We start from the raw sequence: 19657 nt of genomic DNA on the forward strand, positions 1-19657 counted from the left end.
CTGATGTCCAGGTCGAACTTGGCCGTCCGGGTCGGGACCGGTGTCAGTTCGGCCCTCACTCCGGGCAGCTCGAAGGGGATGCGGGCGGTGTCCTGCCAGGCGAACATCACCTGGAACAGGGGGTGATGGGCGCTCGACCGCTCCGGGTTCAGGGTCTCCACGAGCCGGTCGAAGGGTGCGTCCTGGTGGTCATAGGCGGACAGCGCCTTGTCCCGCACCCGGTCGAGCACGTCCTCGAAGGTCGGGTTGCCCGACAGGTCGACGCGCAGCACCCAGGTGTTGACGAAGAAGCCGACCAAGTCGGTCAGAGCCTCGTCGGTGCGCCCGGCGACCGGCGAGCCGATCGAGACATCGTCACCGCAGCCCAGCCGCGACAGCAGCACCGCGAGGACGGATTGCAGCACCATCGGCGCCGACGCATCGTGGGCCCGGGCCAGCTCTTCGACGGCCGCCCAGTCCGCGGGCCCGACCGCGAACTCCACGAGGCCACCCTCATGGCTGGGCACGGGCGGCCGCACGCGGTCCGTCGGTAGCGGCAAAGGCTGCGGAGCTCCAGCCAATTCTCTACGCCAATAAGCGAGTTGAAGAGACAGCTCACTGCGGGGGTCGTTCTCGTCGCCCAGCACTTCCCGCTGCCACAGGGTGTAGTCGGCGTACTGGACCGGCAGCTCCTCCCACTGCGGCTCGCTCCCTGCGAGGCGCGCGGTGTACGCGGTCGACAGGTCCCGTACGAGCGGGCCCATCGACTCGCCGTCGGCGGCGCTGTGGTGCATCGCCAGCGCCAGGACGTGCTCGTCGACGCCGCACCGGAACAGTGCCGCGCGGATCGGCACCTGCGCGGACAGGTCGAACCGGTGGCCCGCCACCCGGGCCACCGCGTCGTCCACCTCATCCGGCGCGATCTCGGAGAGCGGTACGTCAAACTCCAACTCATCCACGGATACGACCCGTTGGAATGGGCTTCCGTCGGCGTCCTGGACGAAACGCGTCCGCAGGCTCTCGTGCCGCGCCATCACATCCCGTACGGAGGCCACCAGCGCAGCCGGGTCCAGCGCGCCCGCGAAGCGCAACGCCACTGGAATGTTGTACGTCGCGGACGGCCCCTCGAACTGATCAAGGAACCAAAGGCGGCGCTGCGCAAACGACAACGGGATCATTCGTCTCTACTCCCCTGGTCATCTCTTCGCGGACTGGAACACCCGATTTGGGGAGCGGCGGCGCCCGGTCCTGCGGGCGAGGCTCTTACCCGAATCCTTTAATTCACCGCAAAACCAGTTGTACATTCGCCGTCTCGGCAGACGAACGAAATACTCGTGAAAGGAATTGATTATGGGATCCGGCGCGCGGCCGGAACCGGCTCGACTCACCGTAGCAGCCGGTCAGCTGGGTGAATCCGTCCCGTCGACGGGACATTTCACCGGCCGTGGCAAAGCCCAGTTGGCCACTGCCGAACAGTACGGTATAACGACCAGTGAATCCATACTGGATGCCCTTTCCCAACGCCCCGATCGCCCAGCTCCGGGAGTCTCCTGGAAATCAGGAGCTTGATCTGATGAACGCCGGCGCGCTTGTGCACGTCCCATTCGCGAGAGGAACAGGAAAGTGAACCGTGCCCCCCGCCAGGACACCGCCGACACCGCCCGCCCGGAGCTTCCGCCGGTACTGGTGCCGACCGACCGACCACGCGGGACGGGGACACCACCCCGGTGCTCGGCAGTGGCGCGTACCGAACTTGCGGCCGGCACGGCGCCCGTCGGCACCGCCCGGGACGACGTACTGTTCGCTGGCTTCGCGGCACTCCTGTACCGCTTCACGGGCCAGGAGCGGATCGGTGTCGACCGGATGGACCGCGCGGGCCGCACCGAGCACGTCCTGCTGACGGTCACAGGCGGTGCGACGCTGCGGGACGTGGCGCACGGCGCCGAACTCGGGCACGCCCCTGGAGCCGCCCCGGTCGGCATGCGGTTCGCACCGCCGGGGGAGTCCTCGCCCGACACGACGGTACCGATGGAGCTCCAGCTGGTCCTGTACCCGGCCACGCACGGACGCAGCATGCTGGAACTCCACTACGACGGCGCTCTGTTCGACCGGTCGACGGCCGAGCGGATGCTCGCCCACTACCGGACGCTGGTCGACGACGCGACCCGGTCCCCGGACCGCCCCGTGGAGTTGCTGCGGCTGCTCACCGTCGCGCAGCGGCGGCGCATCCTCGTGGAGTGGAACCGCACGGGGGCCGATCTGCCGCACAACACCTGTCTGCACCATGCGTTCGAGGCCCGCGCGGAGCAGTCGCCCGACGCCGTCGCCGTCGTGCACGGCACCGAACGGTGGACCTACGGCCGGGTCGACGCCGAGGCGAACCGCCTCGCCCACCACCTGCGTTCGCTCGGGGTCGGCCCGGACGTGCGGGTCGGCCTGTGCCTCGACCGCTCGCCCGGCCTGCTGGTCGCGGTGCTGGGCATCCTGAAGGCGGGCGGCGCGTACGTGCCGCTGGACCCGGACTATCCGGCGCAGCGGCTGACCGCCATGGCCGAGGGGACCTCGTGCGCCGTGACGGTCAGCCGCGAGGCGCTCGCCGCGCACCTCCCCGATGGAGGTACGGGCGCGCACCTGGTGCTGCTCGACCGGGACGCCGACCTACTCGCCGCCCGGCCTTCGCACGCTCTCGGCACCACCGCCGGTCCCGACCAACTCTGCTACGTCATCCACACCTCGGGTTCCACGGGCACGCCCAAGCCGATCGCGCTGCGCCACCGAGGGGTGATGAACAACCTCGCGGACCTCAACACCCGCTTCGGCGTGGGCCCGGGGGACTCGGTGCTGGCCCTGTCGTCGCCGAGCTTCGACATGTCCGTCTACGAGTTCCTGGGCATGACCGTTGCAGGCGGCACCGTGGTGGTCCCCGAGCAGGGCCGAGCCAAGGACCCCATGCACTGGGCGGAGTTACTGGCCGCTCACGGCGTCACTGTGTGGAACTCCGCACCGGCCCTCCTGGGCCTCCTGACCGACCATCTGGAACAGTCCGGCGCCCGGCGGCTGCCCCGGCTGCGGCTGGCGATGCTCGGCGGCGACTGGGTGCCGGTCCGGCTGCCCGACCGGGTCCACGCGCTCGCGCCGGGGCTGCGCTTCATCGTGATGGGCGGGGCCACGGAGGCCTCCATCCATTCGACGATCTACGAGGTCGGCACCGTCGATCCCGGCTGGTCGAGCATCCCGTACGGCCGTCCGATGGCCAACCAGCGCACGTACATACTCGACGAGGCCCGCCAGCCGGTGCCGCCCGGTGTGCCCGGCGAGCTGTACCTTGCCGGGACCGGCCTGGCCCGCGGCTACCTGGACCAGCCGGAGCGCACCGCCGAGCGGTTCGTCGACTGGTCGCACGGCGAGGTGACCGAACGTCTGTACCGCACGGGGGACCTGGCCCGGTTCGGCGCGGACGGCCTGATCGAGCTGCTGGGCCGGATGGACTTCCAGGTCAAGGTCAACGGGCTGCGGGTGGAGCTGGGCGAGATCGAGACCGTGCTGCGCGGCCACCCGGCGGTCCGGCAGGTCTCGGTGGTGGCCCGCGAGGGACGGTTGATCGCGTACGTGGTGCCCGTCGGACCCGGCGGGGACCCTGACACCTCCGACGCCCACGACGCCGCGGCCGTCAGTGACGAGCTGCGCGCCCTCGCGGCCGACCGGCTGCCGGAGTACATGGTCCCGCGGGCGTTCGTGACGCTGGACGCGCTGCCGCTGACGCCCAACGGCAAAGTGGACCGCGCGAACCTGCCCGAGCCGGTCTTCACCGGCGCCGACCACCGGGAGCCGGGAACAGCGACGGAGCGGGTCCTGGCCGAAGTCTTCGCGGACGTGCTGGGCCGGGGCCTGGTCGGCGTCGACGACGACTTCCTCGCGGTGGGCGGCGACAGCGTGCGCGCCATCCAGGTGGTGACGCGGGCCCGGGCCAGAGGCTTCGAGATCACCGCACGCCAGCTGCTGGAACGGCGGACCGTCGCCGCGCTCGCCGGGGTCGCCGCCGCGACGGACCCGGCCGCGGCCGGGGACGAGAACGCGTTTGCTCCGCTGGTCACAGTGGACCCGGCCGATATCGAGGCGTGGCGGCGACGCCACCCGCGCCTGTCCGACGTGTGGCCGCTCACCGCAATGCAGTCCGGGATGCTGTTCGAGTCGATGCTCAACGACACCGGGCACGACACTTATCAGATTCAGACGGTCTTCCACCTGTCCGGCCCGGTCGATACGGACCGGCTGCGGGCGGCGGGCCAGGCACTGCTGGACCGGTACGCCAATCTGCGCGTCGCCTTCGTCCGCGACTCCACCGACAACCTGGTGCAACTCGTGGTGGACGGCGTCGAACTCCCGTGGCGCGAAGTCGTCATCGGCGACCCGCCGGAGGACGAACGGGAAGGGGCACTGCGGCGGTTCCTTGCCGAGGACCGGACCGAGCGCTTCGACCCGGCCGCGCCGCCACTGCTGCGAATGGCGCTGGTGCGGCTGGGCCCGGACCGCGCCGAGCTGGTCCTCACCGCCCATCACGCACTCGTCGACGGATGGTCGGAGCATGTTCTCGCACACGACCTGCAACGGCTCTACGCCTCCGGCGGAGACGCCTCCGTCCTCGAACCGGTCTGCGGCTTCCGGGACTTCCTCGCCTGGCTAGCGCGCCGCGACACCGAGGAGGGGGACCGCGCGTGGGCCGCCGAACTGGCCGGCGTGGACGGGCCGACCCTGCTGACACCTCCCGGGGCGCTGCCCGACCCGCACGCCGGGGTGGGCGAGATCGCGCTGCCGCTGTCCCGGGACGAGTTTCGGCACCTGTCCCGGTGCTGCGCGGACCTGGGCGTCACGGTGAACTCGCTGGTGCAGGGCGCGTGGGCGGTGCTGCTCGGCGCACTGACCGGCCGTACGGACGTGGTGTTCGGCGCCACCGTATCCGGGCGCCCTGGAGCGCTCGCGGGCGTGGAGTCGATGGTGGGACTTTTCATCAACACCGTTCCGGTGCGGGCCCGTTGGGAACCCGGTGCGACGGCAGCCGAGCTGCTGACCGGGCTGCGGGACCGGCAGACCCTGCTCCTGGACCATCACCACCACGGCCTGACCGAGATCCACCGGGCCACCGGCGTCGACGCGCTGTTCGACACCCTGGTGGTGTTCCAGTCCTACCCGACGGGCCGCACTGACGCCGGAGCGGCACCGACCCCCGCCGTCGAGGTCACGGGCGTCACGTCGGTGGGCACCGTGAACTATCCGCTGGCCCTGTTCGTCGAGCCGGACCGACTGACCGTGCAGTACCACCGCGGCCTGTACGACGAGGAGGCGGCCAAGTCCCTCACAGCCCGGTTCCGCTCGATCCTGCACCAGCTGGCCGCGTCCCCTGGCATGCGGGTGAGTGCGGTGGACCTGCTGTCGGCGGCCGAACGCGACTGGTTCACCGGCAAGTTCGACGACAGCACCGGCACCGCCGCCGAGACCCTGACCACCCTCTTCGAACGGCGGGCGGCGGCCGCCCCGGACGCGGTCGCCGTGGTGTGCGGGGAGCAGTCGCTGACATACGGGGACCTCGACACCCGGTCCGAGCGGCTGGCTCGCCTTCTGGCCGGGAAGGGCGTCGGATCCGAGTCCGTGGTCGCGCTCTCCGTGCCGCGCTCCACGCACCTGGCGGTGGCGCTGCTCGGGACGCTGAAGTCGGGCGCCGCCTACGCGCCCGCCGGCCCGGACGCCGTACCCGGCGCCGCTCTGACGCTCACCCTGGCGGACATCGAAGAGGCCGGGTCCACGGGACGCCGGGAGCAGGGCGCTCCCCTCGGAGCCGGGCACCTGGCGTGTCTGCGCCGCACGCCCGGGATCACGGGCCGCCTGGCGGTCGGCCATGACACGCTGGTCCAGGAGGTGCGGGACTTCGTGTCCCGCGCGGGCCTCATCCCGGGAGCGCGGATGCTCGCGGCGTCGCCCGGCCCCGACGCGGCGGCCTTCGAGGTCCTCTCGGGACTGTGCGCGGGCGCGACGGTCGACGTGGCCGCGGACCCGGGGGCGGCGGACGGGCACGGCGACTGGAAGGGCGCCGTGGTGAGCACCACCGCCCCCGTCCTCGCCGGAGTGCTCGACCGCTCCCCCGGCACCGTCGACGCGGGCGCGGTGGTGCTCACCGGGGACGTGCCGTCCGGCCCACTCCTGCGGTACTTACGCGAGGGCGTGCCGGGCGCGCGGACCGCGCACGCGGGCGGCGGGCGCCGCTACGTGCTGGGCGCCGCGCTCCAGCCGCTGCCCGCGGGCGCGACGGGCGAACTCTACGTCGCCGGACCGGTGGCGCGCGGCTGGGCGGACGACACGGCCCTGACCGCGTCGCGGTTCGTCGCCGATCCTTACGGTCCACCCGGATCCCGGATGTATCGCACCGGCGACCTGGCCCGGTGGAACCGCGAAGGCGAGCTGGAGTACGCGGGGTGCGCGGGCGCGGACGCTCGGGTGCGCGGACGCCGGGTGCGGACCTGCGACGTCGAGTCGGTCCTCGCCGCACATCCGGGGGTGGCGCAGGGGCTGGTCGTCGCGCACGAGGGCGCGGGCAGCGGCGGTGACGACCTGCTCGTCGGCTACGTCGTGCCGCGGGGCGACGGAGGCGGTGCCGAGGCGGCGGAGCTGCGCGCGTTCTTGGCCCGGCGCCTGCCCGACGCCCTGGTTCCCACTGCCGTGGTGATCCTCGACCGGCTGCCGCTGACGGCAGACGGCGCCGTGGACCGCGGGGCCCTGCCGGACCCGGGCACCGGCTCGGCCGAAGGCCCGTACCGGGAGGGCAGGACCCCGCGGGAGAAGGCGCTGTGCGCGATGTTCGCCGAGGCGATCGGGGTCGAGCGGATCGGCATCGACGACAACTTTCTTGCCCTCGGGGTCAATTCACTGATGGCGGGCAAGCTGGTCGGCCGCATGCACCGCACGCTCGGCATCAAGTCGTCCATCCGGACGGTCTTCCGGTACCCGACGATCGCGCAGCTCTCGGGCCGGCTCGGGACCACGGCCGCCAAGAACCGGCCCCCGCTGCGCAGGATGACCGGAAACCAGGCCTGACGGACCCGCCCGGCGGAGGCGGACGCGGAGCGGCCCCGGATGCCTGGTGCACCCGGGGCCGCTCCGTCGTTCCGCCGGCCGCCGCTCAGAGGTCCTGGTACGCCGTGGGGAAGCGGCGACACACTTCCGCGACCCGCGAGCGGATCTCGTCCCGGTCCCGCGGTGCCAGATCGTAGGTGCGGTCGCTGGTGGGGTGGATGGTGACCAGGACACGGTCGACGAGGTCGGCGCAGTCGTCCATGTCGTCTTCGCGCATGCCGCGCTGGGCGGTGATGTTGGTGCCCAGTCGCAGGCCGCTGGTGACCAGGGGGGGTTTGGTGTCTCCGCGGATGCGGTTCTTGTTGGCGTGGATGCCGCAGCTCTCCAGGGCTGCCTCGGCGACGGTTCCCGTGATGCCGCGCTGGTAGGTGTCGAGCAGCACGGTGTGGTTGTCGGTGCCGCCGGTCAGGACCGGCCAGCCGCGCTTGTCCAGGGCCACGGCCAGGGCGGCGGCGTTGGCGGCGATGGCCCGGGCGGTTGCGGTGAACTCCGGTTGTGTGACCAGGGCCAGCGCACGGGCCTTCGCGGCGATGGCAGAGGGGTTCGGTGTGCCCTGGGACAGCGGGAACACCCCGCGCTGCAGCAGTTTGTGCAACGGGGTGCCGTCCGGGCCCGGCTGATCGAAGTCCTTGCCACTGAGGATGATGCCGCCGCGCGGGCCGCCGAGCTGTTTGTAGGTGCTGGTGGTGGTGATGTGGGCCAGGTCGATGGGGCTGGGATGCACGCCCGCCGCCACGAGGCCCGCGATGTGCGAGATGTCGGCCAGCAGATAGGCCCCGACCGAATCGCTGATTTCGCGGAAGCGGGCGTAGTCGGGGATGCGGGGGTATGCGCTGGCGCCGATGATGACCAGTTTGGGGCGGTGCTCGCGGGCCATGCGCGCGGCCTGGTCCTCGTCGATGTAGCCCTCGGCGTCGAGCCCGTAATGGACGACGTCGAAGTAACGGCCGGTCACGGAGGCGGTGGCGCCGTGGGTGAGGTGGCCGCCGGAGTCCAGGTCCAGGCTCAGCAGGGTCTCGCCCGGGGCGAGGAGAGCGAACAGGACGGTCAGGTTGGCCGAGGAGCACGAGTGCGGCTGAACGTTGGCGTACTGGGCGCCGAAGGCGTTCTTGGCGCGTTCCACGGCCAGGCGTTCGACTTGGTCGAACTGGGTGGCGCCGGGGTGGTAGCGGGCGCCGGGGTATCCCTCCGCGGTGGCGTTGGCGAGTGCGGAGCCCGCGGCGGACAGGACCGAGGGCGCGGCGAGACTGGCGTGGGCGACCAATTGCAGGGTGTCGTTCTGGTACGTGACCTCATGGTCGAGAGCGGCGGCGAGCGCCGGATCCTCGGCCCACAGCTCCTGACTGCCACGGGCCTGCAAGCACGCGTGCGAGGCGGTCGAACGGTGGATTCCCGCGCCGTTCCTGGTCAGAACCACGAGTACTCCTAGCAATGGCGGTGGGAGGGACGGCCGACGGAGTGGGGATGCGACGACGCCGGAGCGCCGGGCGAGCGGCCGGTGCGGGGCCGGCCGGAACCGTACCGGCGCTCCGGTTCAGGCGACGGGGGCGAGGGCCCCGGCCGACTCGACCTGGATGTTGGGCAGGATCTCCCGGGACCGCAGCACCATGCCGTGGCAGTAGTTCGCGTTGTGCTCCAGACTGCGCTGCGGCATGTACGGCATCTTCTGCCGGCCCCGGTGGTCGATGTGCAGGGTGACCCGCTCAGCGTCGACGGCGTCCGCCTGGAGCATCTCCCGGCCCACCAGCAGGCGCAGCAACTCCGCAGAGACCTCGGCCATGAAGCCCTGGGCGTGCGGCTGGTCGCGCAGGACGGTCTCGGTGAACGCGTAGTCGGGCGTGCGCACCGGCTCCCGATAGACGTAGGCCCGGGCGAGCAGATCGATCTCGAAGGCCTGGCGTGCCATCGGGTCGGCCCACCAGTCCTGGGCGGTGACGAAGTCGGCGAGGATCCGGTCGAACTCCTCTCGGTGCGAGCTGAGGATCATGTGCGCGGTCTTGCCGGTGTTGAGCAGGTCATAGTTGGCGAGGTCATCGGTCTGCTGGATGAGGAAGCGGCAGACCTCGGTGTCGGTGCGGGTGCGGAAGTAGCGGGACACCTGGGCGAACAGCTCGCCGTACGAGACGATCCCGGTGGAGTCGAGGTAGCCCGACAGCACGAACAGAGCCCGCATGTTGTAGAGCGTGTACAGCGCGTGGTTGACCCAATAGCCGTCGCGGCAGTCCTGCTCGGTCACCCACTTCGTGCCGAGCACGACCTCCGCCTCGGAGACGTCGCTGGGCACTTCGGCCGTGAGGATACCGAGGGACTCGCGCTGCCCGTACATGGGCGTGTTGTGCAGGAACAACTGCGGGTAGACGATGATCGTGTCCGCGTACGAGCGGCACAGCCGCGTCAGGCCCTCCTTGAACGATTCGATGGTCTCGCCGGGCAGCGGCCAGATCATCTCCACGTACGAGCTGATGCGTTTCTCGCGCAGCAGGCGCTGGAGCCCGATGTAGGTCTCCTCGCGGATGTTCTTCCGGTCGACCATCTCCAGCGTCGACTCGTTCATCGTCTGCAGCGAGATGGGCTGGCTGACCATGAGTCCGCCGCGCACGAAGATCTCGGTGATCTCCGCCATGCGCTCGGGCCTGTTCTTGGCGGCGGCCATGTGGATGATGAGCGGGTAGCCGTTCTCCTCGCTGCACTGGACGATGTACTCGCTCAGGGTGACGTCGCGGGGTGACAGGCCCCAGTTGGCATCGGCGATCATCAGTGCGGAGTACCGGTGCTCGCTGATCCATTTGAGCTCGGCCTTGATGCGTTCCTCTTCGAACTTATTGACCTTGGAGTTGGTGGCCGCGCCCCAGTAGCAGAAGGTGCAGCGGAAGGGGCAGCCACGGTTCGTCTCCATGATGGCGAAGCTGAATTCATGGTCGTCGAAGACGCCGTTCAGGAACGGCGAAGGGATGTCCATCAGGTTCTGGATGCGGGGCGCGGCTTCCGTGGTGATCAGTTCGCCGCCCGACCAGAAACTCAGGCCCGGTACCTTTCTCATGTCCGGGTCGTCCGAGCCGATCTGCTTGATGAACTCCATTGAGGTGCGCTCTCCTTCGCCGTTGCAGACGTAGACGTTCTCCGCTCCGTCGGCGAGATAGGTCGAGGCGTGGTTCATCACCTGCGGTCCGCCCAGCAGGTAGTGCGCGTCGGGGCGCAGGGCGCGCAGTTCGTCGAGCACCCAGCGGACCAGCTTCATGTTCCAGATGTAGCAGCTGAACGTGTAGAGGTGCGCGTCCTTCGCGGCGAGGTCCCGCACCATCTGGTGCCGGTCTTCGGAGATCGGGTAGGAGACGATCTCAAACGTGTGGGCCACGGCGACGGCCGGGTCGTCCTGCACGTACGCCTGGATGTAGCCGGAGGCCAGCGGCAGGATGTTCTCGTAGGTGGGCAGTTCCACCAGCACGATCTTCTGGCGATCCAACACGGTCGTCCCGGCATCTGCTGGGCCGGAGGATTCTAGGCTGGACATGTTCGCGATCTCCTATTCATTCCACTCGCCTTGAACGCTCGCGAGGTGCTTGGAAATGGTGGCCGTGAAGGTCGCCATACTGTCGAGGTAATAGAAGTGCTCGCCCGGGATGAGATGGGTGGCGCAGTCCGCCGTGCTCAACTCACGCCAGTGGTCCATTTCGCAGGGGGGAACCAGCCTGTCGCGGTCGCCGCCGAATGCCACGATCGGGCTGCTCAGCCTGCGCCCGGGCCCGCCGTACGCATAGTTGTTGACGAGTTCGAGGTCGGCCCGGAGCAGTTCCAGGGCCAGGCTCATGAGGTCCGGCGAGTTCAGGACGGCGTCCGGAATGCCGCTGCACTTCTCCATGAGTTCCAGGAGGTGCTTGTCGGTTATCTCCACGCCGGGCGCCGGGTACGTCCGGAGCCGGTGCGGGGGAACCGCCCCGGAGGCGTAGAGGGCGGCGGCCGGCCGGCCGTCGGACTGCCGACGCCAGCACAGCTCGAAGCCGATGTAGGCGCCCATGCTGTGGCCGAAGACGTACAGCTGCCCTTCGAAGTCGGCGAGCGCACGGCTGAGTTCGCCGACGATTCGGTGGAGGTCGGTCACGGCGGGCTCCCGGCCGCGCGACCCCCGCCCCGGGTACTTGGCCGCGAGGACGCGCAGGCCGTCGGGGAACCAGCCCGCCCAGGCGCCGTAGCTCTGTGCCGAGCCTCCTGCGTGGGGCAGCAGGAGCAGCGTGTCACCTCCGGTGCCCGCCGCCGACGACCGTATCTCCCACAGGCACGTCCCGCGCTCGCTCACGTGGTCTCCCGCTCCGGCCGCCGTCCCGACCGTGCCACCAGCTCGTCGATGCGCTCGGCCAGTTCGGCGAGGACCGGTGCCGCGAGCAGGACCCTGACGGTGAACTTGACGTCCCAGACCCGGCAGGCCTTCAGGACGACCGTCGTGGCCAGCAGCGAGTCGCCGCCGATCTCGAAGAAGTCCTGGTCGCGCTTGACCTTGTCGAGCCGCAACACCTCAGCCCAGATCTCCGCGAGCCGCCGCTCGGTCGGCGTGCTGAATTCGTTGTCTTCCATGCCGCACCCCTGTTCGGGTCGATTCGGTTAAGCGGGTTTCTCCGGAACTCTTGCTCCGCGGCCGGTCCGCGGCGCGTGCGTGCTCCGCGGGCGATCAGCCACCGGGCGTGCGGGCCGGGGGCGCCAGCGCGGCGGCGACGGCGTCCCGGTCCGCTTTTCCGCTGGGGGTGCGCGGCAGCTCGGGCACCACGGTGATCGAGACCGGTACGAACTGCTCGGGCAGCAGCCCGGTCAGTGCCTTGAGCACCCGCGCGCCGTCGAACCCGTCCGGGCCCGCATCCGACGTCACCGCGGCACGCAGCTGCCGGGAACCCTGGGCGATGTCCACCGCGACGGTGACCGCCTCCACGACCCCGGGCTGTTCCAGCAGGCAGGCGTCTACCTCCAGCGGGTTCACCCGGACACCGCGGATCTTCACCTCGTGGTCGATGCGGCTCAGCAGGCGCACGGTGTCACCCTCGACGTGCACCAGGTCGCCGGTGCGGAACGCGCGGCGGTGGCCGCGGGGCGTCGGTTCGTCCAGGGTGAGGTACCGCTCGGCGTTGAGGGCGGGCTGGTTGAGGTAGCCGACCGCGAGGGGCGCACCGGCGACCAGCAGCTCGCCCACCGACGGGTCGGCCGGGTCGGCCGGGTCGACGAGGAGCTCGCAGCCGGGCAGGGGGCCGCCGATCGGGGGCAGCGCGGGCCAGCTGTCGCTGGGGCCCGTGAGCGTGTGCACGGTCACCATGGCGGACTCGCTCTGCCCGTAGTGGTTGTTCAGCCGGCAGTCGGGCAGACGGCGGAAGAGCTCCCGTACGGCCCGGGTGCACACGAGCTGTTCGCCGGCTGTGTTCACCTCCACCAGGGCGAGGCGCCCCAGCGACTCCACGGCCTCGGCCGCCACGGCGAGCATGTGGAGGGCGACGTACGGGAGGAAGAGGCGCTCGACGCGGTGGTCGGCGAGCCAGTCCAGCAGGGCGATGGGGTCGCGCCGCAGCGACTCGGGCATGACGACGAGCGTGCCGCCGCCGCACAGCGTGCCGAGCACCTCCTGGAACCACACGTCGAAGTTGAGCGGCGCAAACTGGGCGGTGCGCAGGTCCGGGCGCACCGAGTGACGCCACTGCCAGGCCGCCATGTTGTCGACGCAGCGGTGGGGCAGGGCGACGCCCTTGGGCAGCCCGGTCGAGCCCGAGGTATAGATGACGTACACCGGCACGTCGGGCCCGCACGGCTGCCGGGTCGGCGCGGCGGCGGCCCGCGCGTCGGCCCGGTCCGGTGCGCCGGGTATGCGGACCGCGCGGGTCCCGATGTCGAAGGCAGGGGCGTCGCCGCTGAACAGCAGCAGCCGCGCCGCACTGTCGGCGGCCATGTGCTCCAGGCGTCTGACCGGGTACGCGGCATCGAGCGGCACATAGGTCGCCCCCGCGCCCACGGTGGCGAGCATCGCCGCGACGACGGCGGCTCCGCGGGGACCGGTGACGGCCACCCGGTCGCCGGGGCGCACTCCGTGACCGGCAAGGAGTTCACGGATGCGGGCGGCCCAGGTGAAGAGCAGGCCGTAGGTCAGTTCGTGCTCCCCGTCCCGTACCGCGACGCCGTCCGGGCGTGTGCGCGCGGTCTCTGCCAGCCGGTCCAGCAGGCACCGCGTTTCGGCGTCGCCGCCCCAGAGCGTGGGTGCGCCCGGGCCCGGGACCGACGCCTTCGGTTCCTCTGTCATCGCTGCCCCCAGGGCTCAGTGGTACGGGACGTTTCGTACGGGGTCCACTGTCCCGTCGCCGGGACGGCGGACGCCCGGAGCGCACGGGCGGGTCAGCTGGTCCGGCCGGACGTGCCGAGGGAGGCGACCGGCTCGTGCTCCTCCGCGCGCCTGCGGACGATGGAGTCGGCGATCTCGCCGGAGCGCACGGCGACGTTGGACAGCAGGGACGACGTCAGTCCGTGGGTGTGCTCGGTGCCGCCCTGGAGGTAGATACCGCAGGACAGTTCCGGTGTGGTGACGAGCCGGTAGTCGCGCTCCGCGCGGTGTCGCCCTGCAGCATCGCGCAGGCAGTGCCGATCGAGGTCGCCAAGGAGGCCGGTCGGTTGCATCGCGCCGTAGCCGGTGGCGAAGACGAGCGCGTCCACATCGAGCGTCTGGGCCTCGACATCGATCAGGGAGCGCAGCCCGACACGGATCTCGGTGCCGATCCGCTGGACGTCGTCGACCCGCGTCAGGTTGAGGAAGTGCAGCCGCCGGTCGTTGCGTACGTCCTCGTCGTACGAGCGCTGGTGCAGATCCCTGATGATCTCGTCGTCGACCACCGAGTAGTTGGTGTTGCGGTGGTAGCGCCAGAACGCCTCGCGCGTCTGCTCGGTGCCGAAGTAGTAGTCGTCCACGGCACTGGGGTCGAATACCCGGTTGGCGAAGGGCGTGTCGTCCGCGACGGAGTACCCGTAGGAGGGGACGACAGCGAAGACCCGGGCGTGCGGCAGGGCGTCGTGCAGGAACCGGGTGATCTCAGCCGCGCTCTGTCCGGCGCCGACCACAGCGACGCTCTTGAGGGCGTTCGGGTCGACCTGGCCGTACTTCTCCAGGAACTCCGAGCTGTGCCATACGCGGTCGTCGCGCTCCACCCCGGCCGGCATGCGCGGCACCAGCCCGGTCGAAATGGCCACGTTGCGCGCGTGGACGAGCCTGCAACCCCCGCCGATGCCGTCCCGGACCTCGATCTGGAGGCAATCGGGCTCCCCCGGGCCGGTGCCGGTCGCCCGCCGGATCGCGGTGACCTCCGAGTTGTAGGACACCCGGTCGCTGAAGCTCGACTCCGCCCATTCCAGGTACTGGTGGAACTCCTGGCGCGTTGGGAAGAAGGTCTGGTTGTTGACGAACTGGACCAGCCTGTCCGCTGCGTGCAGATACGCAATGAAGCTGTACCTCGACACCGGATTGCGGAAAGTGGCCAGGTCCTTCAGGAAAGAGATCTGCATGGTGGCCGCGGGCAGCAGCATGTTGCGGTGCCAGCCGAACGACGGCTGCCGCTCGAAGAAGGCGGCACTGATCGGACGCGCCGGCACATTCGCCTCGTGTTCTTCCAGCGCGATGGCGAGCGACAGATTGGACGGGCCGAAGCCGATCCCCACCACGTCGTATGTCTCGCGTGCAGAAGCATCCATAGAAGATTCTCACCCTAGCGTCGTTGTCACAGGGACTTTCGCGGTTCCCAAAGAAATGTTCCTACACCCTCGAAAACGTTGAACCGGAATTCTACAGATTTTCATCGGGCCGATTTTTTTTGCTAGCCTCGAAATTGCCCGGCAGATGATCCGGGGGAATCGGATTCGGCTTTACGCTGGAGAGCACGTCCAGCCCAACTTAGAGCGTTCCGCCAAACCGTTCAAGAGGTCGCGTACACCGGGTACAGGGCTCTGTCCTGCCGACAGGACGGCGACGAAAGGATGAATGCCAGATGTTCGTTCCCAGCCACTACCGCGAGCCGGACGGTTCCTGGATGATCGACCTAATCCGGGCCAATCCGATGGCGATCATGGCGATCAACGGCAGCTCCGCGGACGGCCCGTTCGCCACCCATCTGCCCGTAATTCCTGACCCCGCGGCGACCGGCCGGAGGTCCGCCGACCTTTCGGGTGCCACACTGCTGGGACACATGAACCGGGCGAATCCGCAGTGGGCGGCGCTGGAATCGGGAGGCGTAGCCCTGCTGATATTCACCGGCCCGCACGGCTATGTCTCGCCCACGGTGTACGAAATGGCGCCGGCGGCTCCAACCTGGAACTTCACTTCGGTGCACGTGCACGGCATGGTGGAGAAAATCGACTCGACCGAGGAAACTCTGGGCGTCGTGAAGTCCACGGTCACGGCCCTTGAGACCGATTTCGGCACCGACTGGGACATGTCCGGTTCCGTGGACTACTTCCGCAAGATCGTGCCGGCGGTGGGCGCGTTCCGGTTCACCGTGTCGGGCGCCGAGGGCATGTTCAAGCTCAGCCAGGAGCAGCCGGCCGAGGTACGCGACCGCGTGCAGACGTCGTTCAGTTGCCGCGAGCAGGGGCGCTACCGCGAGACGGCCGAGCTGATGGGCCGGCTGCCGGGCTGACCTCCCGGCGTCCGGGAGCGCGGTCGGCTCCCGGACGGCACCCTGCCGCCGGGAGCCGACCACTTCCGCCCCAGCCGCGGGTGCGGTTACTCCAGTTCCGCGAGGATCTGCTCGGCCGCGCTGTCGAGCGTGGTGAGCATCCACTGCTCCAGTTCGGCCCCGGCCTGCTGCGCGGCCCTGTGCCAGCACCGGACGCGGCTGTGGGGCACCGAGAGCTGACGCTTCGTCTCGACCTGCCGCTCGTCGTGCCCGTTCTCCTCACGCGCGGCACTGATCGCATTGCGCAGCTGCTTGGTGGTCCATCTGTTCCGCTCGGCGCGGTCGAACCAGAGTTCCTGCTCGGCGACCGGGAGCGACGCGACTTCGGCGTGGTGCTGGAAACTCAGCGAAGACCGCCGTCGGTGGAACTCGAACCGCCGGGACACCCATGCGTAGTTCCGCAGGGTCTGGTACTGGAGTCCGGCGGACTTGATGCCCCGCTGGTACCGGTCGGTGTAGTGCTCCTTGCCGTACACCAGCCAGTCACCCAGCCACCAGGTGGACGAATTCACCAGACCCGATATGTGTCGTCCGGCCCTCTCCCAGTCCTCGAAGGACAGGCCGGTCGGTATGTGCAGGCCTATCCGGGTTGTGAGCACTCGTTCTTGGTGCGATGCCTCACCACTGGGCCGTCGCTGCGCAGGTGCCGTCTCGTGACGTCCACGGAACAGTGGCTTCGTGACCTCTAAATCACTGGTCTCACTCGCCATTATGCCTCCACGTAAAGTGCATCCGGCGTTCGCTTACGCCCCCTGCCGCGACGGAAATTCGGCCCTCTTCCGCGGCCCCCTTCCTCGACTCGCCGGCCTCGGATTCGGCTTGAGCGGGGGTTGGCTCGAACACAGTCCAATGCAGCGGAAGTCTGTTTTGAAGCCAGCCAAGGGGTCAGCTTGGTCAGCTTGGTCAGCTGGCCGGTCACCGCTCCTTCATCTCTATTGAATTCGACCCATTGCAGCAATGTGTTCACCAATAGGGACCAGCAGCCCCACGATCGAAAGATGATCGTCCGATTCTGTCGCGCCGTACCGCGAGAAGCGCAGATCCAATCCCCCAGCTCCCCTCTTCAGCGTGTTGTTGACGCGGCGCCCGCGCGACTGTCGCCAACGGGCCGCACCCGGCCTGCGCGGCGCGGGCAAGCGGAAGGGAGCGTAAACTGGACGATTTCGCCATGCGAAACACATCAGTCCTGCTACGAGGCGTACGGGGAGCCGATACGAGGTGCCGTCGGCGCTCATCCGACAGGCAGCAGGGCCGGTTGCGGGACAGGCACGCGCGCCCATACTGTTTCCCTGATCTCGGCTGAGAAAGTCACGATCCTCACCTTCAGCAGGGGGACTCCCAATGAGATTGTCAAGCGGGGTTGGTGACGTCTGGTGAGCGTGTCATGCCGCTGCGGCCTCGGGAGTCGGCGGGCTCGCGGTGATTCGGTTGTCGCGTATGAGAGCCCACAAAGCGTTCAGAGGTCTCCTGGCCAGCTTGGTCACCAGGTCGACGGTCGGCTTCTTTCCGGTGACGACGGTGCGCTGGGCTTCGGCGGCCTGGACGGCCGTGTCGGCGACACCTTCGACACCGGCATGCATGGAATACAGGTCGCGGCGCACGCGATCCTGATCGGCGATGACGAAGGCGTGCTTGCCGTCGGTCTTGCCGTTGCCGCGGTAGGAGCCGGAGGCGTGGTGCACCGTGCGGCCCGGGACGTAGAGCAGCCGCCGCCCCTCGGCGTCGATCGCCATGCAGTGATGATCAGCCTTTCCTGCATCGGTACCGACCCAGATCTCGGGCACGCGCGCCTCCGTCGACGGGTCGCACATGATCCCAGCAGACGACCTCGCCGACGTGTCCTTACACCGCGATCCGCCTCGCGCATCCCCGTTGGCGGCCGATTCGTCGCGCGGTGCCGGGCGGCCAGGCCTTCTGAGCCACGAACGCTGGAAACATACCGGCCACACCCGGCACTCCCTGGGTGCCGCGATCTTACGAATGACCAGAACTGGCCCAAGAAGAAAGGTAAGGAAACATGACTCTCGGAGAGCTCGCCACGCGGAGTCCCGGGGAAGATCGACTCACCGGTCGTATCACGGGTACCACCGAACACGAACACGGTCGTTTTTTGGCCGAACCTCGACAGAACTTTTCAGCTGCGTCAGTTCCATCCTGGGCCGAGGTCATCTCTTTATGAACCAGACTTCTTCGTTGCTGGCCACCTGCCTGGCCCGGCTCGAATGGTCGCCGGAGCAGCTGGCCCGCGAGATCAACAAAAGGTACGGCAACGGAACGATCAGCATCAAAGCCCCCTACAACTGGGTGCAGGGCGCGCTGCCCCGCAGGCAACTGCCCCACCTGGTGGCGGAGTTGCTGTCCGACCGGCTCGGTGAGCCCGTCACCGCCGGTGAACTGTGGCCCCGGCACTTACCCCAGTGCTCCCGCACGCCGATGGCGCTCGACATCCTCCCGTCCACCGAAGGCCCCGTCAACGCAGCGGTGGACTGGCTGGTGGACAGCGGCACCACGTCGCCCGCGCGGTCGGCCGGGTCCGAGGTCCCCGACATCGCCATCCAGATGCTGACCACCCGGATCGGCCAGCTCCGCAAGGTGGACGACATCGCGAGCACGAAACTCGCGATGGAATGGGCCCTCCAGGACCTCCGGTCGGCGCGCAGACTGGCGGCCGAACACTCCTACGACACCCGCACCGGGCTGCAGTTGCACCGCATCATCGCGGAACTCGCCCAGCTAGCCGGATGGCTGGCCGCCGATCTGGGGCTGCGGCAACGCAGCCAGTCCTGCTTCCTGTACGCCCTCTCCGCGGCCCGCGCCGCCCAGGACCGCCCGTTGGCCGCTTACATCATTTCCTGTATGAGTTACTGCGCCACCTGGGAAACCCGTCAGGAAGAGGGACTGCGGTTGATCCGTATCGCACGCAAGGGCTCAAGCAAAGAGGACTTCGGCATCGGCCACGCCCTGCTGGCGACGCGCGAAGCGCGGGCCCGCGCGGGCCTCGGCGACGAAGTCGGCTGCATACGCGCCCTCAACGAAGCCGCGGACCTGAGCCAGGACAGCGATCCGGCGGCCGACGCGCCCTGGATCTCCTGGGTGACCATCCCTGTCATGGTGGCGGATGCCGGGCGGGCCTGGTTCGAACTGGGGCACTTCAGGCGGGCGGAGCAGTGCCTGGTGCGCGGGATCGAGCTGTTCGGGGAGAGCCAGCCCCGCAACAGGATGCTGCACTGGGCCTCGCTCGCCGAGGCACGGCTGGGACGCCAGGAAGTCGACGGCGCAGCCGAGGCCGCCGAACAGGCGCTGTCGCTGGCCGAGGTGATGGTCTCACGGCGCGCGCGGGTCCGGCTCTCGGACCTGCGGTCCAAGATGAAACGGTTCGACAGCTCCGTGGCCCGTCAGGTCGTGCGACGGGTCAACGCCTTCCTGGACAACGACGCCCTGCGGGTGGCGAGTTGAGAGATCCTTGTCCCGCGCGGGCGCAAGGCCCATACACCCGAATCCGGGCCTTGCGCCGCACGGAGTCGGGCGCGCTCGTCACCTACCTGGCTGTCGCCGATGAGCTAAGGGCTGTCCCGTAATCCCTGGTGGATCAGCGTGCGGCGTCGGACGCGGTGCATCGCAAGGCGGAGGGACGCCCGAATACTGGATGTATTCGGGCGTTCCGACAACGCGGCGAGGTGCCGTGGCCGTCGTCGCACGCCCACCAGGGATTACGGGACAGCCCTTAGGCGTCCCGGCCGGCGACCGGGTTCCGCTCGCCGATGCCCCCGAGCCGGTCATCGACGGCGTGCGCATCTCGTCGTTGCACTGCACCCTGGTGGCCGGGAGGGGCGAGCGCCGCGTTCCGCAACGCGGTCGAGGTCGTGCTG

The 19657-nt window shown here is 69.4% G+C and carries 12 protein-coding genes; 3 read left to right on the forward strand and 9 right to left on the reverse strand.

What is annotated here, in order from left to right; genetic code table 11:
- Nucleotides 1-1157: condensation domain-containing protein (locus GA0115234_RS27035; protein ID WP_237541776.1), on the reverse strand; the 1157-nt coding region annotated here is incomplete at its 3' end.
- A 445-nt stretch (nt 1158-1602) separates the two neighbouring features.
- Here GA0115234_RS27035 and GA0115234_RS27040 point away from each other — a divergent pair.
- Nucleotides 1603-7065 carry a non-ribosomal peptide synthetase gene (locus GA0115234_RS27040; protein WP_093546850.1) on the forward strand — a complete coding sequence of 1821 codons (5463 nt, stop codon included), beginning with the start codon at nt 1603-1605 and terminating at the stop codon, nt 7063-7065.
- Nucleotides 7066-7150: 85 nt separating this feature from the next.
- Here the strand turns inward: GA0115234_RS27040 and glyA are convergent, their stop codons facing one another.
- The 6 genes from glyA to GA0115234_RS27070 form a co-directional block, all read right to left on the reverse strand.
- The gene (glyA, locus tag GA0115234_RS27045; RefSeq protein ID WP_256088825.1) at nt 7151-8521 is read right to left on the reverse strand and encodes a serine hydroxymethyltransferase; all 1371 of its coding nucleotides are present in this window, start codon (nt 8519-8521) and stop codon (nt 7151-7153) included.
- Between the two features lie 117 nt (nt 8522-8638).
- Nucleotides 8639-10615 carry a B12-binding domain-containing radical SAM protein gene (locus GA0115234_RS27050; protein ID WP_107405816.1) on the reverse strand — a complete coding sequence of 659 codons (1977 nt, stop codon included), beginning with the start codon at nt 10613-10615 and terminating at the stop codon, nt 8639-8641.
- 12 nt (nt 10616-10627) lie between these two features.
- Nucleotides 10628-11398: a thioesterase II family protein gene (locus tag GA0115234_RS27055; RefSeq protein ID WP_161275670.1), complete on the reverse strand. Its 771-nt coding sequence runs from the start codon at nt 11396-11398 to the stop codon at nt 10628-10630.
- A complete protein-coding gene (locus tag GA0115234_RS27060; RefSeq protein WP_093546859.1) occupies nt 11395-11673 on the reverse strand; it encodes a phosphopantetheine-binding protein in 279 nt (92 codons plus the stop codon). The genes GA0115234_RS27055 and GA0115234_RS27060 overlap by 4 nt, the downstream gene beginning before the upstream one ends.
- Nucleotides 11674-11767: 94 nt before the next feature.
- Nucleotides 11768-13372, reverse strand: coding sequence for an AMP-binding protein (locus GA0115234_RS27065; protein WP_093546862.1), 1605 nt, complete (start codon nt 13370-13372; stop codon nt 11768-11770).
- A 92-nt stretch (nt 13373-13464) separates the two neighbouring features.
- On the reverse strand, nt 13465-14808 hold the full coding sequence (locus tag GA0115234_RS27070) for a lysine N(6)-hydroxylase/L-ornithine N(5)-oxygenase family protein (RefSeq protein ID WP_093546865.1): 1344 nt from the start codon (nt 14806-14808) through the stop codon (nt 13465-13467).
- A gap of 293 nt (nt 14809-15101) precedes the next feature.
- On the opposite strand from GA0115234_RS27070, the gene GA0115234_RS27075 reads away from it, so the two are divergent.
- Nucleotides 15102-15749, forward strand: a complete 648-nt coding sequence (locus GA0115234_RS27075; RefSeq protein ID WP_093546868.1) for an FMN-binding negative transcriptional regulator — start codon at nt 15102-15104, stop codon at nt 15747-15749.
- 86 nt (nt 15750-15835) lie between these two features.
- On the opposite strand, the gene GA0115234_RS27080 is transcribed toward GA0115234_RS27075, so the two are convergent.
- On the reverse strand, nt 15836-16387 hold the full coding sequence (locus GA0115234_RS27080; RefSeq protein WP_256088826.1) for an LmbU family transcriptional regulator: 552 nt from the start codon (nt 16385-16387) through the stop codon (nt 15836-15838).
- Nucleotides 16388-17170: 783 nt separating this feature from the next.
- Entirely contained in the window at nt 17171-17572 is a 402-nt protein-coding gene (locus GA0115234_RS44475; RefSeq protein WP_202554223.1) for an IS110 family transposase, read from the reverse strand.
- 391 nt (nt 17573-17963) lie between these two features.
- On the opposite strand from GA0115234_RS44475, the gene GA0115234_RS27090 reads away from it, so the two are divergent.
- Entirely contained in the window at nt 17964-19244 is a 1281-nt protein-coding gene (locus tag GA0115234_RS27090; protein ID WP_093546874.1) for a hypothetical protein, read from the forward strand.
- Nucleotides 19245-19657: the final 413 nt, after the last annotated feature.

Source organism: Streptomyces sp. DvalAA-43 (assembly GCF_900091725.1).
Lineage (GTDB): Bacteria > Actinomycetota > Actinomycetes > Streptomycetales > Streptomycetaceae > Streptomyces > Streptomyces pulveraceus.